The organism is Bradyrhizobium neotropicale, from assembly GCF_001641695.1.
Lineage (GTDB): Bacteria > Pseudomonadota > Alphaproteobacteria > Rhizobiales > Xanthobacteraceae > Bradyrhizobium > Bradyrhizobium neotropicale.
This window is the reverse complement of sequence record NZ_LSEF01000047.1, coordinates 184,705-201,297: the sequence shown is the minus strand read 5'-3', so window position 1 is coordinate 201,297 and position 16,593 is coordinate 184,705. Positions and strand designations below refer to the sequence as shown.

Here is a 16,593-nt window from a genome sequence, read left to right as displayed (position 1 = left end):
CGCCTGCCAAACGCGAAGGTGTGTACACCTTCGCGTTTGCTGCGACCGCTAAGAGAAAATTCGTCTAGGCCTGATCGAGGCCGTAGAGCGTATGCAGGGTGCGCACCGCGAGCTCAGTATAGGCGGTGTCGATCAAAACCGAGAACTTGATCTCGGAGGTTGTGATGGCGCGGATGTTGATATTCCGCCCCGCGAGGGCCGAGAACGCCTGGGCGGCGACGCCGGCATGGCTGCGCATGCCGCTGCCGATGACCGATATCTTGGCGACGTCGGTAGCGCTGTCGAGCCGGGCATAGCCGATCTTGTCCTTGGCCGCGGTGATCGTGTCCTTGGCGCGGGCATAGTCGGCCGCCGGTACCGTGAAGGTGAGGTCGGTGGTCTTGCCGTCCTCGGAGACGTTCTGCACGATCATGTCGACGTTGATGTTGGCATCCGCGAGCGGGCCGAAGATCGATGCGGCCACGCCAGGCTTGTCCTCGATCTGGCGCACCGAGATCTGGGCCTCGTCCTTGGAAAAGGCGATTCCTGTGACGACGTGGCTTTCCATGATCTCCTCCTCGCTGCAGATCAGCGTGCCGGGCGGCTGGTTGGCATGCGGGTCGATATCCTCGGGCTTGTCGAAGCTCGAGCGGACGAAGATCGGCATGTTGTGGACCATGCCGAGTTCCACCGAGCGGACCTGGAGCACCTTGGCGCCCTGGGACGCCAGTTCCAGCATGTCTTCGAATGCGATCTTGTCGAGCCGGCGCGCCTTCGGCACGATTCGCGGGTCGGTGGTGTAGACGCCATCGACGTCGGTGTAGATGTCGCAGCGGTCCGCCTTGACGGCGGCGGCGATCGCCACCGCCGAGGTGTCGGAGCCGCCGCGGCCGAGCGTGGTGATGCGGCCCGTCTCCGGGTTGATGCCCTGGAAGCCGGCGATGACCGCGACCTCCTTGCGCTCCTTGAAGCGGGTGATGATCTCGGAGCCGTTAATGTCCTCGATCCGGGCCGAGGCATGGGCGTCGCTGGTCTTGATCGGGATCTGCCAGCCCTGCCAGGAGCGGGCCTGGATGCCCATGCCCTGGAGCACGATGGCCAGGAGGCCTGAGGTGACCTGCTCGCCGGAGGCGACCACGGCGTCGTATTCGCGCGCGTCGTGCATGGGCGAGGCCTCGGTGCACCAGGCCACGAGCTCGTTGGTCTTGCCGGACATCGCGGAGACGACCACGGCCACCTCGTGGCCGGCGTCGACCTCACGCTTCACATGGCGTGCGACGTTGCGGATACGTTCGATGTTGGCGACGGACGTGCCGCCGAATTTCATCACGAGGCGGCTCATGACGACGCGTGCATTCCCTCATAAGGATAAGTATGGTGACCCGCGCGAGGCGATGCTGCGGATGCCCGACCGCGCGTATACAGAGGGGCGGGGCCGGGGGCAAGCGGGTTCCTGCGGGGGCAGGGCGCGGGGACAGGCTGCGGGGGATGGGTTAACGGAGATCATGGCGCGTTATATCGACGAGATCCTCCAGCCCGGCGAGAAGGTGCTGTATTCGACCAATGCGCACTGGATCTTCTACTTCCCGGCCATCCTGGCCTGGATCGTGGCCCTCGTCCTGTTCGTCCTGTCCCGGCAGACCGCCGTCGAAGGCCTCGTGCTGCTCTGTCTCGGCGCGTCCGGCCTCGTGGCGCTGGCGGCCCTGTATTGGATGGTGAAGGGCTGGTTCCATCGCTTCACCACCGAGACCGACGTAACGAACCTGCGCGTCGTGCACAAAACCGGGTTCATCAAGCGCCGCACCTTCGAGATGGCGCTGGACAAGGTCGAGAGCGTCGACGTCGACCAGACTATTCTTGGACGAATTCTCAACTACGGCGACGTGACCATCAAAGGTGTCGGTGAGGGTCGCGAAACCATCAGGACCATCGACTCGCCGCTCGCCTTCCGTAGTTCGATCACCACGCGGTAGGACCGCGCGTTATCATGAGCATGCAGCAAAATACTTCCGAAACCGCATCTGGCCACCCGGGGTCCACCGTCGACGCCGCCGAGATCGCGAAATTCTCAAAGCTCTCGGCGGAGTGGTGGGACCCCAAGGGCAAGATGGCGCCCTTGCACAGGATCAATCCGCTGCGGCTCGGCTACATCCGCGATGCCGCCTGCCGGAAGTTCGAGCGCAACGTGCGCAGCCTCAATTGCCTCGGCGGCCTGCGCGTGCTCGACATCGGCTGCGGCGCCGGCCTGCTCTGCGAGCCGCTGTCGCGGCTGGGCGCCCAGGTCATCGGCATCGATCCCTCGGTGAGCAACATCGCCGCCGCGAGGCTCCACGCCGACAAGGGCCATCTCGCGATCGACTACCGCTGCACCACGGTGGAGGAGATCGATCCGCGCGAGCGCTTCGACGTCGTGCTGGCGATGGAAGTGGTCGAGCACGTCACCGACGTCGGCGTGTTCCTCAATCGCTGCGCCGCGATGCTGAAGCCGAACGGGTTGATGGTGGTCTCGACCTTGAACCGCAATTGGAAGAGCTTTGCGCTCGCCATCGTCGGCGCCGAATACGTCCTGCGTTGGCTGCCGCGTGGCACCCATGAGTGGAACAAGTTCGTCACCCCCGACGAGCTCGCCAAATACCTGCTCGACAACCGCCTCGTCATCACCGAGCAGACGGGCGTCGTCTACAGCCCCTTCGCCGACAAGTGGACCCTCTCCTCCGACATGGACGTGAATTACATGGTCGTTGCGGAAGGGATGGTGTGAGGGGGCGCGACGAGCGCAAGCGCTCGCGCGGGGGTCCTGGATCTGCGCTTCGCTTGTCCAGGACGATGGCGGAGTTTGTGGCGAAAGCATCGCTCCTATGACGTGGGCGTGATTGACCTGCCGGATCGTCAGCGGCAGGTTGGCCGTAAATCCTTTCCCGCCTCAACGCTCCTCACCCATGTTCACCGTCGCCAGCCTCTGGATTCCCTTCACCGTCATTGCCGCGCTCGGGCAGGTCGCGCGCAATGCGATGCAGCGGTCGCTGACGAAGCCGCTGGGCACCTGGGGCGCGACCAACATCCGCTTCCTGTTCGGCTTCCCGTTCTCGGTGCTGTTCTTAGGGCTGGTGCTGATCGCCTCCGGCGATCATCTCAGCATGCCGCCGCCCGTGTTCTGGCCATGGCTGCTGCTCGGCGCGCTCAGCCAGATCGTTGCCACCGGCTTGATGCTGCTCGCCATGAACGACCGCTCATTCGTGGTGACGACGGCGTACCTCAAGACCGAGGCGATCCAGACCGCGATCTTCGGCTTCGTCTTCCTCGGCGATCACCTGACCTGGCTGAAGGTGCTTGCGATCGTGATCGCGACCGTCGGCGTCGTCATTACCGCGCTCAGGCCCGGCGGCGAGAAGAGCTTTGCGGAACTGAAGCCGACCATCACCGGCCTCGTCGCCGCTGCGGCGTTCGCCTTGTCCGCGGTCGGCTTTCGCGGCGCGATCATTACGGTGCCGGACGTGTCCTTCGTGACGGCCTCGTCGTTCACGCTGGTGCTCGGCCTGTTCGTGCAGACGCTGGTGCTGACCATCTTCCTGCTCTGGCGCGCGCCGCACGTGCTGCAGGCGATCCTGGGATTGTGGAAGCCGTCCCTGCTCGCAGGCTTCACGGGCGCCTTCGCGTCGCAGTTCTGGTTCCTGTCCTTCGCGCTCACTGCTGCTGCCAACGTCCGCACGCTTGCGCTGATCGAGGTGCTGTTCGCGCAAGCCGTGGCGTACTACTCGTTCAAGCAGCCGGTCTCGCCGCGCGAGATCTTCGGCATCGTGCTGATCGTGGTCGGCGTGGCGCTGCTGGTGGGGGTGTAAGTCTCTCAGCCATCGTCATGCCCGGCCATGACGACGAGCGCGACCGTCAATTCCTGTCTTCCGGCAGCGTCGGCAACTGAGACACCTCGATGCCTTCGTCGATCAGCGACTTGGCCTCCTCGGGCGAGGCCTCGCCATAGATCGGGCGGTGCTCCTTGTCACCGTAATGCATCGCGCGGGCTTCGTTCGCGAAGCGCTCGCCGACATTGTCGGCGTTCTTCACGATGTGATCGCGCAGCTCCTTCAGCTTGGCGCGCAGCTCGCGCTCCTGCGCCATCATCAGCGAAGTCGGTCCGGACTGCGTCGCCTCAGGCGTTGTCGTCGGCGCGGTTGTCGCGGCCGCCTCCGGCGGCGGCGTCGCGCGTCCGCGGCCCTTCTTGCCGACGATGCGCGGCGCCATGATCGCCTTGTCCACCTTGGCCGAGCCGCAGATCGGGCAGGTCACGAGCTTGCGCCGAATTTGCGAATCATAGGCCGACGAGCTCTGGAACCAGCTCTCGAATGCGTGGTGCTGGTCGCAATGGAGCGCGTAGCGGATCATGCCGATCCCCGCACGAGATGTAGATGGTCCGGTCCCGCCTTGGGATCGGCGACGCCGAAGCGGCGGCCGTGCTGGAGCGAGGGAATCGCCCTGCGTGCCGTCTCGACCTTGGCCGGATCGATCCTCGCCATGATGATGCCGGGCTCGACATCGCCCTCGGCGAGGATTTCGCCCCAGGGATCGATGATCAGCGAATGGCCATAGGTCTCGCGCTTGTTCTCGTGCAGGCCGGCCTGCGCCGCGGCAAAGATGAAACAGCCTGTCTCGATCGCGCGAGCGCGCAGCAGGATGTGCCAGTGCGCCTCGCCGGTCTTGCGGGTGAAGGCGGAGGGCACGGTGATGAAATACGCACCGCTCTCGGCGAGCGCGCGATAGAGCGCGGGGAAGCGCACGTCGTAGCAGATCGTCAGCCCGATCCGGCCCCAGGGCAGGTCGGAGATCACCGCGGTCTCGCCCGGCTGATAGTTGGCGGATTCGCGATAGCTCTCGCCGTCCGGCAGCTCGATGTCGAACATATGGATCTTGTCGTAGCTCGCGATCACATTGCCCTCGGGCCCGATCAGGAACGAGCGATTGACCGCCTTCTCCGGCGAGAAGCGCAGCGCCAGCGAGCCGACATGCAGGTGGATCTTCAGTTCGGCCGCGAGCGCGCGATAGGCCCTCAGCGAAATGTCGTCCTCTTCGCTCTGGAGGTGCTCGAACAGCGCCTTGCGGTTCAGCTGCATCATGTTGCTGACTTCGGGCGTCTGCACGTAGTTGGCGCCGTTCGCCGCCGCCTGCCGGATCAGCTTGCTCGCCTGCGCCAGGCTCTGCTCGGGCAGAAGGCCGGTGCGCATCTGCACCATGGCAGCGGTGAAGCTTCGATCTTGAGCTTGAGCTTGATTCTGGCTCATGAGACGGCCTTGACGCTCTCGAGCATGGCGTCGAGCTTGCCCTCGCGGTCGAGCGCGTAGAGCTCGTCGCAGCCACCGACATGGGTGCCGCCGATCCAGATCTGCGGGAAAGTCGCGCCGTCGCCCGCGCGGTCGTACATCTCCCGACGCCACGACGCATCCCTGGCGATGTCGAACTCGGTGAAGGTCGCCTTCTTGCGGGTCAGCAGCGATTTGGCCGCGGAGCAATAGCCGCAGCCCGGCCTCGTGTAGATCTCGACAGCATCAGTCATGTCGTCTGGCGCTTTCATGTCATGAATTCATCGAATTATATGGGACGGGGCCCGCTCTCGACAACCCGGGCGAACACCAGCAGGTCGACCTGGGCGGCCTTGGCGCGGAGCAGGGCCCGCGCGCAGGCGTCGGCGGTCGCGCCGGAGGTCAAGACGTCATCTACGAGGACAATATGCCGGCCCTGGACCGCGGCCTGGAGGTCGGCAGATACCTGGAATGCGCCCTGCACATTTGTCGCGCGCTGGGCCCGCGACAGGCCGATCTGCTGCTCGGTCGCGCGCACCCGGCGCAGCACCTCGCTCCTGACCCTCACGCCGCTCTGCCGCGCGATGATTCGCGCCAGCGCTCCGGACTGATTGTAGCGGCGCCGCCAGGCTCGCCGCCAATGCAGGGGAACGGGCACCAGCATGTCGGCGCCGGTGAGCAGCTCGCTGCCCGCGCGTGCCATCCAGCGGCCCATGGCGGGGGCGAGATCGGTACGGTCCTGGTACTTCAGCGCGTGCACCAGCGTGCGGGCGACGTCGTCATAGCGCACGGCCGCGCGGGCCCGCTGATAGGCCGGCGGGCTCGCGATCGCCTCCATCGACAGCATGTCGGGGCCGGGATCGTAGACGAAGGGAATGCCGAGCCGCGGGCAATAGGGCGGGGCGATGAACGACAATTTTGCCCAACAGGCCGCGCACACGCCCTCACCATCGACCGGCTCGCGGCAGGACACGCACAGGGTCGGCAGCGCAATGTCGAGCGCGAGCCGCGCCGCACGCGACAGCGCGTGGCGGCCAGCCGACCATGCGGCCCGCAGCGGCGCGGCGATGGAACGGGAGGGGGCGCTTTCGGCTTCCATGGGGGAAGGCTAGCGCCGCACGCACCGGATTGCCAGAACCGTCGAGATCGGCGTAACCAGCGGCATGGTTCAGAACCCGCAGAATCCACCCGCCTTGTTCGATCGCGCATTGCTGCATGCCCGCCAACGTCGCGCGCAGGCGCAGGGGCCGGTGCGCTTCCTGCTCGATCGGGTGGATGAGGACCTGTCCGACCGGCTCGCCGCTGTGATGCGCGAGTTTGGTGCGGCCGCCGATCTCTGGACGCCGGGCGAAGGTCTGATGGCAGCGCGTACGCGGCTGCCTTCCCTCGAACGGGTCGCTCTCGATGCGACGGGGGCGGAGAAGCTGCCTTTCGCGTCCGAAAGCCTCGATCTCGTCGTCTCCGCGCTGGCAATGCAATTCGTCAACGACCTTCCGGGTGTGCTCGCGCAGATCCGGCGTGCGCTGAAGCCGGACGGCCTGCTGCTGGCAGCGATGATCGGCGGCGATTCGCTGACCGAACTGCGCCAGGCCTTTGCCGCGGCGGAAGCCGAATGCGAGGGCGGCGTGTCGCCGCGCGTGGCGCCGTTCGCCGACTTGCGCGACATCGGCGCGCTGCTGCAGCGGGCGGGCTTTGCGCTGCCGGTCACTGATGTCGATCGCGTCGTGGTGCGCTATGCCAATGCGTTCGCGCTGATGCAGGATCTGCGGCGCATGGGCGCAACCAACGTGCTGATCGAGCGGCGGCGCAAGCCGGCGCGGCGCGCCACGCTGCTGCGCATGGCCGAGATTTATGTCGAGCGCTTCGCCGATGCGGATGGTCGTGTCCGCGCGACGTTCGACATCATCTGGCTCTCCGGCTGGGCGCCGCATGCGAGCCAGCAACAGCCCTTGAAGCCCGGCTCGGCGAAGGCGAGCCTGGCGGAGGCGGTGAAGAAGGCGGGGAAGGCGTGAGTTGCCTCCTCCGTCATGGCCGGGCTTGACCCGGCCATCCACGTCTCTCAGTGTGGTACGAAGATCGTGGCCCGGGACAAGCCCGGGCATGACGTGGAGAGCGTGGCGACGGCTTCAACCTCACATCAGCAAATCAATCAGATGCGGGATCAGCGGGATGTCCGCCGGCGGCATCGGGTAGTCGCGCAGCTTGTTGGCGCGGACCCAGGCGAGGGTCTGGCCTTCGCGCGCCGTCACGAGGCCTTCCCAGCGGCGGCAGATGTAAAGCGGCATCAACAGGTGGAAGGTCTCGTAGGCGTAGCTCGCAAACGTCAGCGGCGCGAGGCACGGTTCGGCGACGGTGATGCCGAGCTCTTCGTGCAGCTCGCGGATCAGGCTTTGCTCCGGCCGCTCGCCGGGCTCGAGCTTGCCGCCGGGAAATTCCCAGAGGCCCGCGAGCGCCTTGCCTTCGGGGCGCTGCGCGATCAGGACGCGCTTGTCGGCGTCGATCAGGGCGCAGGCCACCACCAGTGTCAGTTTGAGATCGGCCATGCTTGTTCTGTCAGGAGGATAGGTTCGTGGGTGCTGGGACGACGTAACGGGCTGTTAACCCATTTCGGTTCCCGCTCTACGGTCTCTATAAGTCATATTTAATCGGCAGTTCCTAGAATGGAAACGCAAAACCATTCCGGACCCGACCCATGCGCGCCGCGTTTCGTAACGTCATTCGTCGCTTTGCCTGCGACCAGCGCGGCAACATCGCCGTGATCTTCGCAATTGCCTGCGTCCCGCTGATCACGGCGGTCGGCTGCGCGATCGACTATTCCCGCGCGACGCAGGTCCGCGCCAAGCTGCAGGCTGCGGCGGACGCGGCCAGCGTCGGCTCGCTCGCCAAGGCCTCGCCGGCCTTCGCTGCGGCGGGTTCGATGACCTCCGATGGACCGATTCCCGTCGGCGTCACCGATGCACAGAACATCTTCGACGCCAACCGCGCCAATCTGACCGACTACACGCTCGTCAACGTCACCCCGACCGTGGTCAAGAGCGGCTCGACCATCACCACAACGGTCTCGTTCAGTGCCAACATCAACACCATGTTTCTCGGCTTGATCGGCAAGAGTGCGCTGAATGTCACGGGCACGTCGACCTCGACGGCCAACATGCCGCTCTATATCGATTTCTACCTGCTGCTCGACAATTCGCCGTCGATGGGCGTGGCGGCGACGCCGGACGACGTCACCAAGCTGGTCAACGCGACAGCCTCATTCCCGACCAGCAAGCAGAATTGCGCGTTCGCCTGCCACGATTACAACGACTCGAACAGCACCTATAATCTGGCGAAGAACATCGGCGTGACCACGCGAATCGATGTGCTGCGCACCGCGACCCAGTCGCTGATGGACACCGCCACAAACACCGAGACCTACCCCAACCAGTTCCGCATGGCGATCTACGATTTCGGCGCCGCGTCGAAGACGATCGGCCTGCGCGCGCTGTTCTCGTTGTCGGCGAGCCTGTCGAGTGCCAAGACGGCGGCCGGCGCCATCGACCTGATGGGCGTCTACGGCAACAACGACGCTTATACGGCCGACAAAGACACGCAGTTCAGCAAGATATTTCCGGCGATCACCAGTTTGATTCCCGCATCGGGAACCGGCACCTCGTCAGCACCGCTGAAGTATCTCTTCTTTGTCTCGGATGGCGTCGCCGACGAGAGCAATACGTCTTGCTCCAAGACGATGTACAATAGCCACTGGGGCAACATTTCGCCACGCTGCCAGTCGCCGCTCGATGCGACGCTTTGCGACGCGCTGAAGAGGAACAACGTCAAGATCGCCGTGCTCTACACGACCTATCTGCAACTAAAAGACAACCAGTGGTACATGGATTGGATTGATCCCTTCAACAAGGGGCCGTTCGGGCCCTCGCCGAACAGCGAGATCGCCAAGAACATGCAGAGCTGCGCTTCGCCCGGACTCTACTTCGAGGTCAGTCCCACGCAGGGCATTTCGGATGCGATGAACGCGCTGTTCAGGAAGGCCGTCGCCGACGCACGGATTGCGGGGTGACTTAGATCCCCTCTCCCCGCAAGCAGGGAGAGGGAGCAGTGAGCCCTACGACCGATAGTCTCCGTTGATCGCGACATATTCCTTGGTGAGGTCGCAGGTCATGACGCGGTCGCGGCCCTTGCCGAGGCCGAGGGAGACCTTGATCGCGATTTCCGGGGCCTTCATCGCCTCGGACACCTGCGCCTCGTCGTAGTCGGGATCGCGCGCGCCGCTCTTGGCGACGCGGATGCCGTTGAAGGAGATCGAGAGCTTGTCACGATCGGCGGGCTCGCCGGCCTTGCCGACCGCCATCACCACGCGGCCCCAATTGGCGTCCTCGCCGGCAATCGCAGTCTTGACCAGCGGCGAGTTGGCGATCGACATCGCGATCTTGCGTGCCGAGGCCTTGGTCTTGGCACCCTCCACGGTGATCTCGACCAGCTTGCGCGCGCCCTCGCCGTCGCGGGCGACCTGTTCGGCGAGATTGGCGAGCACGCCGTTGAAGGCCTTGACGAAGGCCTTCAGCCGCGGGTCGCTGGCGCGGCTGATCTTGGGCGCGCCGTGCGCGGCCGCAGCGCCCGTGGCGAACGCTAGCAGCGTGTCCGAGGTCGAGGTGTCGCCGTCGATGGTCACGGCGTTGAACGTGTCCTCGACCCCGCTCTTGAGCAGGGCCTGCAGCGCCGCCGGCGCGATCGGCGCGTCGGTGAAGATGAAGGACAGCATCGTCGCCATATCAGGCGCGATCATGCCGGCGCCCTTGGCCATGCCGTTGATGGTGACCTTGGCCTTGCCGAGCTTCACCGTCGCGGTCGCGACCTTCGGGAAGGTGTCGGTGGTCATGATCGCCTTGGCCGCGCCGAGCCAATCGGCAGGTTCGGCAGCCTCGGCGAGGCGTCCGAGCACGCCGTCGAACTTGGTCGCATCCAGCGGCTCTCCGATCACACCGGTCGAGGCCAGGAAGATCTCGCTCTCGCTGCAGCCGACCGCCTTGGCCGCGATCTTGGCGGTGAGCGCGGTGGATGCCCGGCCGGTCTTGCCGGTGAAGGCATTGGCGTTGCCGGAATTGACCACGAGCGCACGCGCCTTGCCGCCCTTGAGCTTGGCGCGGCACCATTCCACCGGTGCGGAGGGGCACTTCGACTTGGTGAAGACGCCGGCGACCGCCGTGCCCTTGTCCATCAGTGCGAGCAGCACGTCGGTGCGGTTCTTGTAGCGGATGCCGGCCTCGGCCGTCGCGAGACGGATGCCCGCGATCACGGGCATGTCGGGAACGTGCTTCGGGGCGAGCGGGGAGACGGAGGAGGACATCGCGGGGCGCCTTGGTGGATCTTGATAAGCAGATGCCCGGCACGAGGCCGGGCATCACGATGCTTAGATACTATTGGCGTCAGCGAAGTGACAGCGAATTCTTACTTCTTCGCCGGTGGCGCCATCTTGCTGTCGGAGGGCTTGGCCGCATCGGCCGGCTTGGCGTCCTTGGACGCGTCCGCCGCCGGCTGGTCCAGCCGCTCGACCTTGGCTTCAGCGCGGAGCTTGGAGACGTAATCGGCCTGGGCCTTGCGGGTGACGTAGTTCTCGATCTGGGCCTTGACCTGGTCGAAGTCCGGCGCCTTGCGGTTACGCTTCTCCTCGACCTTGATGATGTGCCAGCCGAACTGCGACTTCACGGGGTCGGAGATCTTGCCCGGCTCGAGCGCGAAGGCGACCGCGGAGAATTCCGGCACCATCTGCTCCTTGGTGAAGAAGCCGAGATCGCCGCCGTCGGCGGAGCCCGGATCCTTGGACTTCTTCTTGGCGAGCTCGGCGAAATCGGCGCCCTTGTCGAGCTCGGCCTTCACCGCCTTGGCCTCGTCCTCGGTCTCGACCAGGATGTGGCGGGCGCGCACCTCCTGCTCGCCGGTGATCTGCTTGGAGGCCTCCTCATAGACCTTCTTCATGGCGTCGGGCGTGGTCGCGGCCTTGCCTTCCTGGGCGAGCAGGCTGTCCATCAGGAGGCGATTGCGGGCGAACGCCATCCGCTTCTTGAACTCGTCGCTGTCGGCGATCTTCTTGTCCTCGGCGGCCTTGGCGACGATCTTCATGTCGATCAGGAAGGCGAGCACGTTCTCGTCCTTGGTCGCGGGGTCCATCTGTGCGAGGCTCGGCCCGAGCTCCTCCTCGGCCATGGCGACATCGCTCTTCTTGATTTCCACGCCGTTGACCTTCGCCAGGACCGGATCGTCGGCGGCCCGCAGCGGGCCCGCGAACGCCAGGGTCAACGCCAAAGCCAGGCCGCTAGCCAGGGCAGACGCATGGCGGAAGCGCTGGCCGGTGGTTACCGGGAACGAGGTGGTCATGGAAAATCCTTATTATGTTGAAGCAGGGGCTGCTTAAGCGGGGCGGACACTCGCCCAATCAGGGGGGCTTGGCAACGCGAAAAGTCTGTCAAAATGATGAATTAGCGGAAACCCGCCCGCCGTTGACAAGGCCCTGACCCGGCCATATCTCTGCGCGGTCGCGTCCATGGCGATGGCGTTTATTTTGCTGCGTTTTTGGCCGTTGAACCCAGACTTGCTCAATTCCCACCCATATGGCGGATGCCCCCGAAAGGCCGGGCACCGGCACCACGAGGCGTCACGGTGAGTTGATAGGCAAGTGGGTGACAACCTCTTGGCTGCAACGCGGTTAAATCGCGAACACAGGAACTAGGCATGATCGGCGCGCTCGCCCGCAAGTTTTTCGGCTCCGCCAACGACCGGCGGGTGAAGGGATACCAGTCCCGCGTCAACGCCATCAACGCGCTGGAACCTGAAGTATCCAAGCTCTCCGACGAGGCGCTGAAGGCGCGCACCGCCGAATTCAAGCAGCAGCTCGCCGAGGGCAAGACGCTCGACGACCTGCTGGTGCCGGCCTTCGCCACGGTGCGCGAGGCGGCCAAGCGCACGCTCGGCCAGCGCCATTTCGACGTCCAGCTCATCGGCGGCATGGTACTGCACGAGGGCGACATCGCCGAGATGAAGACCGGTGAAGGCAAGACGCTGGTGGCAACGCTCGCGGTCTACCTCAACGCGCTCGCCGGCAAGGGCGTCCACGTCGTCACCGTCAACGACTACCTCGCCCGCCGCGACTCCGGCTGGATGGGCCAGATCTACGGCTTCCTCGGCCTCACCACCGGCGTGATCGTCCACGGCCTCGACGATGCCGAGCGCAAGGCGGCCTATGCCTGCGACATCACCTACGGCACCAACAACGAATACGGCTTCGACTACTTACGCGACAACATGAAGTACCGGCTCGAGGACATGGTCCAGCGGCCGCACTTCTTCGCCATCGTCGACGAAGTCGACTCCATCCTGATCGACGAGGCGCGCACGCCGCTGATCATCTCCGGCCCGCTCGACGACCGCTCGGACTTCTACAACACCATCGACACCTTCATGCCGAGCCTCGCGAAGGTGACCGACTACGAGGTCGACGAGAAGCAGCGCACGGTGACGCTGACCGAAGGCGGCATGGAGAGGCTGGAGACGCTGCTGCGCGACGCCGGCCAGCTCAAGGGCGAGTCGCTCTACGACGTCGAGAACGTCTCCGTCGTGCACCACGTCAACCAGGCGCTGCGCGCCCACACCCTGTTCACCCGCGACAAGGACTACATCGTCCGCGACGGCGAGGTCGTGATCATCGACGAGTTCACCGGCCGCATGATGCCGGGCCGCCGCTATTCGGAAGGCCTGCACCAGGCACTCGAAGCCAAGGAGCACGTCGCGGTTCAGCCCGAGAACCAGACGCTCGCCTCGATCACCTTCCAGAACTACTTCCGCATGTACGAGAAGCTGGCGGGCATGACCGGCACGGCGGCGACCGAAGCCGACGAATTGTTCGACATCTACAAGCTCGAGGTCGTGGAGATCCCGACCAACCTGCCGGTGGCGCGCCTCGACGAGGACGACGAGGTCTACCGCACCCAGCAGGAAAAATACGGCGCCATCCTCGCCGAGATCGAGCGCGCCAATGCGCGGCTGCAGCCGGTGCTGGTCGGCACGGCGTCGATCGAGAAGTCGGAAGTGCTGGCCGAATTCCTGAAGAAGAACGGCTACAAGCAGATCGACTTCGGCAAGGAGCACGCGCTCGACAAGCTCTATGCGGCGGCGCGCTCGGGCAAGCCGGCAAAGCTGTTCGCGGTGCTGAACGCGCGCTTCCACGAGCAGGAAGCCTATATCGTCGCCGAAGCCGGCGTGCCGGGCGCGATCACGATCGCGACCAACATGGCCGGCCGCGGCACCGACATCAAGCTCGGCGGCTCGCTCGAGATGCGCGTGCAGCAGGAGACCGCCGGCATCGAGGACGAAGCCGAGAAGGCGAAGAAGATCGAGCAGATCAAGGCCGACATCGAGCATTTCCGCGACATCGTGCTGAAGGCCGAGGAGACCATCGAGATCGAGCCGGCGAAGGGGTCCAAGCCCGCCAAGACCGTGACCAAGCCGGGCGGCCTCTACATCATCGGCTCCGAGCGGCATGAATCCCGCCGCATCGACAACCAGCTCCGCGGCCGTTCCGGCCGTCAGGGCGACCCCGGCCGCTCCAAGTTCTTCCTGTCGCTGGAAGACGATCTGATGCGCATCTTCGGCTCGGATCGCCTCGACAGCATGCTGCAGCGTCTCGGCCTGAAAGAGGGCGAGGCCATCATCCATCCCTGGATCAACAAGGCGCTGGAGAAGGCGCAGCAGAAGGTCGAGGCCCGCAACTTCGACATCCGCAAGAACCTGCTCAAGTTCGACAACGTCCAGAACGACCAGCGCAAGGTGATCTTCGACCAGCGCGTCGAGCTGATGAAGGACGAGAGCGTCGCCGAGACCGTGGCCGACATGCGCCACGCCTTCGTCGACGACCTCGTCGCCAAGCACGTGCCCGAGCATGCCTATGCCGAGCAGTGGGACGTCGCGGGCCTGAAGGAGGAGCTCAAGCGCGTGCTCGATCTCGACCTGCCGGTCGACGACTGGGCCAAGGAAGAGGGCATCGCCGACGAGGAGCTGCTCACGCGCATCGAAAACCGCGCCGACGAGCACATGGCCGCCAAGGTCGCGCAGTGGGGTCCCGACGTGATGCGTTACGTCGAGAAGACCATCCTCCTGCAGACGCTCGACCATCTCTGGCGCGAGCATCTGATCATGCTCGACCATCTGCGCCAGGTCATCGGCCTGCGCGGCTACGGCCAGCGCGATCCGCTGCAGGAGTACAAGACCGAGGCCTTCAACCTCTTCCAGGAGATGAGCGCGCACCTGCGCGAGGCCGTCACCGCCCAGCTCATGCGCGTCGAGATCATCCCGCCGGAGCAGGAAGCCCCCATGCTGCCCGCGATGGAAGCTCACAAGCTCAATCCCGACACCGGCGAAGACGAAATGGCCTTCGCCAACGTCACCCTGGCCCCGCAGGCGAACACCGTCTCCGCCGCCCAGCGCGACCCGAAGAACCCGGCCAGCTGGGGCAAGATCGGCCGCAACGAGGACTGCCCGTGTGGCTCGGGCAAGAAGTTCAAGCACTGCCACGGGCGGTATGGTTAGTAACTAGCCTCGCTGTCGTCGCCCGGCTTGAGCCGGGCGATCCAGTACGCCGCGGCTTATCGATTCAAGCAAAACTGTCTTTGCAATGCTGGATCGCCCGCTTTTCGCGGGCGATGACAGTTCACGTTCTTTAGAGAGTGGAAAGCGCCCGCTACTTCACCGCCCCAAACCGGCTGTCGAACGAATTCGACGACACCACCGGCGCTGCTCCCGACATCTGGCCGCTGCTGCCGGCATCAGCCGAAGCATTCGACACTGACGGCTTGAGCGCCGGCCGCGTCGCGGCGACCTTCGTCTCTGTCGGCTTCGCCGGTTCGGCGGGTTTTGCGGCTGCGACCGGCTTGTCCTTGTCGTGGCCCGGCACGAAGCGCGTCACCGCGGCCTTCAGCCTCGACGTCGCCGTGGCCGGCGTTGTCGAGGTGGTGGCCGGAGCGGCGGACGCGGTGGCTTGCGGCGGCGATGTGGTGGCGGTGGTGTCAGCCGTGCCCATGCCCATCTTGCGGGCGATGCCGGAGAAGAAGCCGCCGCCTGAGGATTTCTCGGCAGGCGCGGCGGCAGCGGGCGCGGTTGCGGCCGGAGTGGCTGCGGCGACGCGGGTGGTCGCGGCGGGCGCGGCAACTGCGACGACCGGCTCTTGGGCCGCGGTCGGCTCGAAATTCGGCTTCGGCGGATTGACGGTGCCTGGGATCGTGCCCGGCGCCTTCGACATCGCCAGCATCTGCAGGGTCGAGCCTTCGGCGCCCTCCGACAGGCCGGTCGAGCCTTCCGGAATCTTGGAAGCGAAGATCTTGTTCATGCCGCCGTCGATGCCGGTGTTCATGCGCGCCACCGGCGTGCCCTTGGAGACGAGCTTGTTGTACTCGGCCTGGTCGCGCTCTTCCTTCTCGCGCACGGCGCTGGCGATGTCCTCGGGGATCACATAGGCCGGGCATTTCGCCGAGGCGTCGAACACCGGATCACGCTTGGCGTCCGCCGGCTTCGCTGCGTCGAAGACGTACTTCTTCTCGCAGAAATCGACCCTCGGCTCCTGCCGCGTCACCTCGAAATGATCGTAGCCTTCCTTGATCATCTTCCAGAAGGCCATGTTCGGATTGGTGCGGTGCTTGGCCATGTTCACCGGCGTCATCTTGAACGGGTAGGCCTGGAGCTGGAACGCCTTCTGGCCGCCGAAGAAGGATTCGCGCCCGAGCGAATAGATCTCCGCGATCTGCTCGTCGGTCATCGCGTAGCAGCCGCGCGAGGAGCAGTCGCCATGCACCATGAGCTGCGAGCCGGTGCGGCCGAGCGCCTTGTCGAACGCGTTCGGATAGCCGGTGTTGAAGGAGAGGTAGTAGGCCGACTGCGGATTCATCTGGCTGGGGTTGATCGAATAGAACCCCTCGGGCGCCTGGCGGTCGCCTTCGCGCACCTTCGGTCCGAGATCGCCGGACCAGCGGCAGATCGGATAGGTCTTGAGCAGCGCGAACTGGCCGCTTCGGGTCTGCTTCCAGACCTCGAGCTCGGCCTCCTGCTTGAACAGACGGACCAGGATCGGCGATTGCAGATCCATGTCCTTCTCGGCCATCGCGGCGACGAGCTTTGGCGGGACCGGCTGGTTGGCCTTGGCATTGGTCGCGAGCGAAACCTGATCGGTATCGCAGCCGGCCAGCAACACGCTGGCCGAGAGCGCAACCGACGCCAAGAGCGCGCGAGCAAGCGAACTGGATTTCAAGATGGACCCCACACCGTGCCGGGCAAGGAGCGC

Annotated in this window: 15 protein-coding genes; 6 read left to right on the top strand and 9 right to left on the bottom strand. The window is 65.2% G+C overall.

The window, feature by feature from the left end:
* Window positions 1-64: 64 nt before the first annotated feature.
* Complete coding sequence (locus AXW67_RS15870; protein WP_063678625.1) at window positions 65-1,321, bottom strand: aspartate kinase; 1,257 nt, start codon at window positions 1,319-1,321, stop codon at window positions 65-67.
* A 163-nt stretch (window positions 1,322-1,484) separates the two neighbouring features.
* Between AXW67_RS15870 and AXW67_RS15865 the strand changes: the two genes are divergently transcribed.
* The 3 genes from AXW67_RS15865 (at window position 1,485) to AXW67_RS15855 (ending at window position 3,818) form a co-directional block, all read left to right on the top strand.
* A complete protein-coding gene (locus AXW67_RS15865; protein WP_027553406.1) occupies window positions 1,485-1,952 on the top strand; it encodes a PH domain-containing protein in 468 nt (155 codons plus the stop codon).
* Window positions 1,953-1,966: 14 nt separating this feature from the next.
* A complete protein-coding gene (ubiG, locus tag AXW67_RS15860) occupies window positions 1,967-2,740 on the top strand; it encodes a bifunctional 2-polyprenyl-6-hydroxyphenol methylase/3-demethylubiquinol 3-O-methyltransferase UbiG (RefSeq protein ID WP_063678624.1) in 774 nt (257 codons plus the stop codon).
* A gap of 178 nt (window positions 2,741-2,918) precedes the next feature.
* Entirely contained in the window at window positions 2,919-3,818 is a 900-nt protein-coding gene (locus AXW67_RS15855) for an EamA family transporter (protein ID WP_027553408.1), read from the top strand.
* Between the two features lie 46 nt (window positions 3,819-3,864).
* On the opposite strand, the gene AXW67_RS15850 is transcribed toward AXW67_RS15855, so the two are convergent.
* The 4 genes from AXW67_RS15850 to AXW67_RS15835 are packed head-to-tail and all read right to left on the bottom strand — an operon-like array spanning window position 3,865 to window position 6,369.
* A complete protein-coding gene (locus AXW67_RS15850; RefSeq protein ID WP_063678623.1) occupies window positions 3,865-4,359 on the bottom strand; it encodes a DUF1178 family protein in 495 nt (164 codons plus the stop codon).
* Window positions 4,356-5,252 (bottom strand): carbon-nitrogen hydrolase family protein, encoded by an 897-nt coding sequence (locus AXW67_RS15845; protein ID WP_063678622.1) that lies wholly within the window; start codon window positions 5,250-5,252, stop codon window positions 4,356-4,358. The genes AXW67_RS15850 and AXW67_RS15845 overlap by 4 nt, the downstream gene beginning before the upstream one ends.
* Window positions 5,249-5,524, bottom strand: coding sequence for a glutaredoxin 3 (grxC, locus tag AXW67_RS15840; RefSeq protein WP_063678670.1), 276 nt, complete (start codon window positions 5,522-5,524; stop codon window positions 5,249-5,251). Before grxC ends, AXW67_RS15845 begins: the two co-directional genes overlap by 4 nt.
* A 35-nt stretch (window positions 5,525-5,559) precedes the next feature.
* Entirely contained in the window at window positions 5,560-6,369 is an 810-nt protein-coding gene (locus AXW67_RS15835; RefSeq protein ID WP_063678621.1) for a ComF family protein, read from the bottom strand.
* A 64-nt stretch (window positions 6,370-6,433) separates the two neighbouring features.
* On the opposite strand from AXW67_RS15835, the gene AXW67_RS15830 reads away from it, so the two are divergent.
* Complete coding sequence (locus AXW67_RS15830; RefSeq protein WP_063678620.1) at window positions 6,434-7,282, top strand: methyltransferase domain-containing protein; 849 nt, start codon at window positions 6,434-6,436, stop codon at window positions 7,280-7,282.
* 120 nt (window positions 7,283-7,402) lie between these two features.
* On the opposite strand, the gene mutT is transcribed toward AXW67_RS15830, so the two are convergent.
* Window positions 7,403-7,813 carry an 8-oxo-dGTP diphosphatase MutT gene (gene mutT / locus AXW67_RS15825; RefSeq protein ID WP_063678619.1) on the bottom strand — a complete coding sequence of 137 codons (411 nt, stop codon included), beginning with the start codon at window positions 7,811-7,813 and terminating at the stop codon, window positions 7,403-7,405.
* A 149-nt stretch (window positions 7,814-7,962) separates the two neighbouring features.
* On the opposite strand from mutT, the gene AXW67_RS15820 reads away from it, so the two are divergent.
* Window positions 7,963-9,330: a TadE/TadG family type IV pilus assembly protein gene (locus tag AXW67_RS15820; RefSeq protein WP_063678618.1), complete on the top strand. Its 1,368-nt coding sequence runs from the start codon at window positions 7,963-7,965 to the stop codon at window positions 9,328-9,330.
* 45 nt (window positions 9,331-9,375) lie between these two features.
* On the opposite strand, the gene argJ is transcribed toward AXW67_RS15820, so the two are convergent.
* Together argJ and AXW67_RS15810 are read right to left on the bottom strand one after the other, a co-directional pair.
* The gene (argJ, locus tag AXW67_RS15815) at window positions 9,376-10,617 is read right to left on the bottom strand and encodes a bifunctional glutamate N-acetyltransferase/amino-acid acetyltransferase ArgJ (protein ID WP_027553416.1); all 1,242 of its coding nucleotides are present in this window, start codon (window positions 10,615-10,617) and stop codon (window positions 9,376-9,378) included.
* 101 nt (window positions 10,618-10,718) lie between these two features.
* Window positions 10,719-11,645 (bottom strand): peptidylprolyl isomerase, encoded by a 927-nt coding sequence (locus tag AXW67_RS15810; RefSeq protein WP_027553417.1) that lies wholly within the window; start codon window positions 11,643-11,645, stop codon window positions 10,719-10,721.
* Window positions 11,646-11,999: 354 nt separating this feature from the next.
* Here AXW67_RS15810 and secA point away from each other — a divergent pair, with 354 nt between their 5' ends.
* Entirely contained in the window at window positions 12,000-14,849 is a 2,850-nt protein-coding gene (gene secA, locus AXW67_RS15805; RefSeq protein ID WP_063678617.1) for a preprotein translocase subunit SecA, read from the top strand.
* Window positions 14,850-15,000: 151 nt separating this feature from the next.
* Here the strand turns inward: secA and AXW67_RS15800 are convergent, their stop codons facing one another.
* Window positions 15,001-16,560 (bottom strand): L,D-transpeptidase family protein, encoded by a 1,560-nt coding sequence (locus AXW67_RS15800; protein ID WP_430648716.1) that lies wholly within the window; start codon window positions 16,558-16,560, stop codon window positions 15,001-15,003.
* Window positions 16,561-16,593: the final 33 nt, after the last annotated feature.